The organism is Shigella sp. FC1567 (assembly GCF_001743015.1).
Classification (GTDB): Bacteria; Pseudomonadota; Gammaproteobacteria; order Enterobacterales; family Enterobacteriaceae; genus Escherichia; species Escherichia coli.
Genome location: NZ_MIIV01000178.1, coordinates 1 through 3,704, shown reverse-complemented (window position 1 = coordinate 3,704; position 3,704 = coordinate 1). Strand labels below are relative to the sequence as shown.

The 3,704-nt window shown below is 50.7% G+C and carries 5 protein-coding genes and 1 pseudogene; 3 read left to right on the top strand and 3 right to left on the bottom strand.

Going from position 1 to position 3,704, the window contains the following annotated elements; translation table 11 throughout:
* Together BHE85_RS12075 and dpaA are read left to right on the top strand one after the other, a co-directional pair.
* On the top strand, positions 1–234 hold a 234-nt coding region (locus tag BHE85_RS12075; protein ID WP_001393844.1), incomplete at its 5' end, for an IS1 family transposase.
* Between the two features lie 217 nt (positions 235–451).
* Positions 452–1,192, top strand: a complete 741-nt coding sequence (gene dpaA / locus BHE85_RS12070) for a peptidoglycan meso-diaminopimelic acid protein amidase (protein WP_001225679.1) — start codon at positions 452–454, stop codon at positions 1,190–1,192.
* Here the strand turns inward: dpaA and BHE85_RS12065 are convergent.
* Positions 1,163–1,930 (bottom strand): class II glutamine amidotransferase, encoded by a 768-nt coding sequence (locus BHE85_RS12065; RefSeq protein WP_000333380.1) that lies wholly within the window; start codon positions 1,928–1,930, stop codon positions 1,163–1,165. The two genes, dpaA and BHE85_RS12065, sit on opposite strands and share 30 nt — an antisense overlap.
* Positions 1,931–2,135: 205 nt before the next feature.
* On the bottom strand, positions 2,136–2,714 hold the full coding sequence (gene lpcA, locus BHE85_RS12060) for a D-sedoheptulose 7-phosphate isomerase (RefSeq protein WP_000284050.1): 579 nt from the start codon (positions 2,712–2,714) through the stop codon (positions 2,136–2,138).
* A 239-nt stretch (positions 2,715–2,953) separates the two neighbouring features.
* Here lpcA and fadE point away from each other — a divergent pair.
* Positions 2,954–3,459 (top strand): annotated as a pseudogene (gene fadE, locus BHE85_RS12055) (acyl-CoA dehydrogenase); the annotation flags it as partial.
* Positions 3,460–3,470: 11 nt separating this feature from the next.
* Here the strand turns inward: fadE and BHE85_RS12050 are convergent.
* Positions 3,471–3,704 (bottom strand): IS1 family transposase (locus BHE85_RS12050; RefSeq protein WP_001393844.1); only part of this gene is annotated, 234 nt, incomplete at its 5' end.

Genomic DNA, 3,704 nt, shown 5'->3' with positions numbered 1-3,704 from the left:
TCGGCCTTTGAGGTCGTGGTATGGATGACGGATGGCTGGCCGCTGTATGAATCACGCCTGAAGGGAAAGCTGCACGTTATCAGCAAGCGTTACACTCAGCGCATTGAGCGACATAATCTGAATCTGAGACAACATCTGGCAAGGCTGGGACGGAAGTCACTGTCGTTCTCAAAATCGGTGGAGCTGCATGACAAGGTCATCGGGCATTATCTGAACATAAAACACTATCAGTAAGTTGGAGTCATTACCCATAATCTTAGGAAATAAATGATACATGCGCTTTTCGGACTATTGAAAACTGCCCCTGTGCTAAATTTGTAAACCCTGCGCCGACAGGCTTGCGTAAAACTCTTTTGGTGATAATGTGAGCCTTCCAAATCCAGACTATTCCGATTTGGGATCCATTTTGCCGTCCTGGCGTGTGTAACCGTTTTATCAAGGAATAAGCAGTATGCGTAAAATCGCATTAATTCTTGCGATGTTGTTGATCCCGTGCGTTTCGTTTGCCGGTTTGCTGGGCAGCAGTAGCTCGACCACGCCAGTGAGCAAAGAGTATAAGCAGCAGTTGATGGGATCCCCTGTCTACATCCAGATCTTCAAGGAAGAACGTACGCTCGATCTCTACGTCAAAATGGGCGAGCAATATCAGCTGCTCGACAGTTATAAAATCTGTAAATATTCCGGCGGCTTAGGGCCAAAACAGCGTCAGGGCGATTTCAAAAGCCCGGAAGGGTTTTATAGCGTCCAGCGTAATCAGTTAAAACCAGACAGCCGTTACTACAAAGCGATTAATATTGGTTTCCCCAATGCCTATGACCGTGCGCATGGTTATGAAGGGAAATACCTGATGATCCACGGCGATTGTGTTTCCATCGGCTGCTACGCAATGACCAATCAGGGTATTGATGAGATCTTCCAGTTCGTTACTGGTGCGCTGGTGTTTGGTCAGCCGAGCGTGCAAGTGAGTATTTACCCGTTCCGCATGACCGACGCCAATATGAAGCGCCATAAATATTCCAACTTTAAGGACTTCTGGGAGCAACTGAAGCCGGGTTACGACTACTTTGAGCAAACCCGTAAGCCACCGACCGTTTCTGTGGTCAATGGTCGTTACGTGGTCAGCAAGCCGTTAAGCCACGAAGTTGTGCAGCCACAACTGGCATCAAACTACACGCTCCCCGAGGCAAAATAAGCGCCATTCGCCTGGCATAATCTTTTGCCAGGTTTCATTGCCCGTCAGCGGCTGTGTCGCAATCACCGTGACCACATCATTCGGTGTGGTCTGCGAGCTGAAGTCGATTTCTACATCCTGATCCAGCAGCGTTGCCACGCCAAACGGTGCGCGGCGGGTGATCCAGTGCAGATTCGTCGAGCAATACGCCATTACATAGCGCCCATCCGAAAGCAGCATGTTGAAAACGCCCTTCTGCCGCAGTTCGTCCGCCAGTGAAGCGATATATTTAAACACTGCTGCCATGTTGCCCGGCGTGCGCGGGTAACGCTGCGTTAATTTATGCAGCAGCCAGCAGAAGGCTTTTTCGCTGTCGGTTTCGCCTACCGGGCGGAAGTTGCCGGTTTCCAGTGATTTGTAGCCCGTCAGTTGTCCGTTATGGGCATAAGTCCAGTTACGCCCCCATAACTCGCGGGTAAATGGGTGAGTATTTTCCAACGCCACCTCGCCCCGATTAGCCTGGCGAATATGAGCCACCACCGAACAGGATTTTATCGGGTAGTCCTGGACAAGTTTGGCGATGGGGGAATTAAAGCTGGGTTGTGGATCTTTAAATGTGCGACAGCCTTTACCTTCGTAAAAGGTAATGCCCCAGCCATCTTTATGTGGCCCGGTTCCACCACCACGCTGTACAAGTCCGGTGAAACTAAAGCAGATATCGGTAGGGACGTTGGCGCTCATCCCGAGCAATTCGCACATGGGTAACCTCCACAACAGCGGGAGCGCATGGCCCCCGGCGAAGATTGATTTAAGAATTTTCAGGTCGGATGCGGCGTAAACGAATTATTCGGCCTACGGTTCGCGTACAGATTTGTAGGCATGATAAGACGCGTCAGCATCGCATCAGGCATCAGCGCACAAGTGCCGGATGCGGCGTAAACGCCTTATCCGGCCTACGCCAGACTTACTTAACCATCTCTTTTTCAATTAACTGGATCAGGATATGGATCACTTTAATGTGAATCTCCTGAATGCGGTCGGCATAACCAAAGTGCGGTACGCGAATTTCGATATCCGCCGTGCCAGCCATTTTGCCGCCGTCTTTACCGGTCAGGGTGATCACTTTCATCCCCTTCTCACGCGCCGCTGCGATCGCTTTGATCACGTTTGCAGAGTTACCGGAGGTGGAGATCCCCAGCAGTACATCGCCTTCGCGACCTACCGCTTCAACGTAGCGGGAGAAAATATCATTGAAACCGAAATCATTACCGACGCAGGAAATATGACTAACGTCAGAAATAGCAATCGCCGGGTAGCCCGGACGGTTTTCACGGTAGCGACCGGTCAACTCTTCGGCAAAGTGCATAGCGTCGCAATGGGAACCGCCGTTGCCGCAGGAAAGCACTTTGCCACCGGCTTTAAAGCTGTCTGCTAACAGGACCGCCGCGCGCTGAATGGCGTGAATATTGGCGTCATCTTTTAAAAAGTTAGCCAGCGTTTCCGCCGCTTCGTTCAGTTCGTTACGAATAAGATCTTGGTACATGAGGATATCCTTCAGCATAAATGTAATAGACAAAATGCAGTGTACCGGATACCGCCAAAAGCGAGAAGTACGGGCAGGTGCTATGACCAGGACTTTTTGACCTGAAGTGCGGATAAAAACAGCAACAATGTGAGCTTTGTTGTAATTATATTGTAAATACATTGCTAAATGTATTTACATCCACTACAACCATATCATCACAAGTGGTCAGACCTCCTACAAGTAAGGGGCTTTTCGTTATGATGATTTTGAGTATTCTCGCTACGGTTGTCCTGCTCGGCGCGTTGTTCTATCACCGCGTGAGCTTATTTATCAGCAGTCTGATTTTGCTCGCCTGGACAGCCGCCCTCGGCGTTGCTGGTCTGTGGTCGGCGTGGGTACTGGTGCCTCTGGCCATTATCCTCGTGCCATTTAACTTTGCGCCTATGCGTAAGTCGATGATTTCCGCGCCGGTATTTCGAGGTTTCCGTAAGGTGATGCCGCCGATGTCGCGCACTGAGAAAGAAGCGATTGATGCGGGCACCACCTGGTGGGAGGGCGACTTGTTCCAGGGCAAGCCGGACTGGAAAAAGCTGCATAACTATCCGCAGCCGCGCCTGACGCCGAAGAGCAAGCGTTTCTCGACGGCCCGGTAGAAGAAGCCTGCCGGATGGCGAATGATTTCCAGATTACTCATGAGCTGGCGGATCTGCCGCCGGAGTTGTGGGCGTACCTTAAAGAGCATCGCTTCTTCGCGATGATGGTAATGACTCCAACTTACTGATAGTGTTTTATGTTCAGATAATGCCCGATGACCTTGTCATGCAGCTCCACCGATTTTGAGAACGACAGTGACTTCCGTCCCAGCCTTGCCAGATGTTGTCTCAGATTCAGATTATGTCGCTCAATGCGCTGAGTGTAACGCTTGCTGATAACGTGCAGCTTTCCCTTCAGGCGTGATTCATACAGCGGCCAGCCATCCGTCATCCATACCACGACCTCAAAGGCCGA

Excerpts from the sequence above, each read along its gene's own strand:
- BHE85_RS12065 (WP_000333380.1), bottom strand. The coding sequence starts at position 1,930 with ATGTGCGAATTGCTCGGGATGAGCGCCAACGTCCCTACCGATATCTGC.
- lpcA (WP_000284050.1), bottom strand. The coding sequence starts at position 2,714 with ATGTACCAAGATCTTATTCGTAACGAACTGAACGAAGCGGCGGAAACG.
- dpaA (WP_001225679.1), top strand. The coding sequence starts at position 452 with ATGCGTAAAATCGCATTAATTCTTGCGATGTTGTTGATCCCGTGCGTT.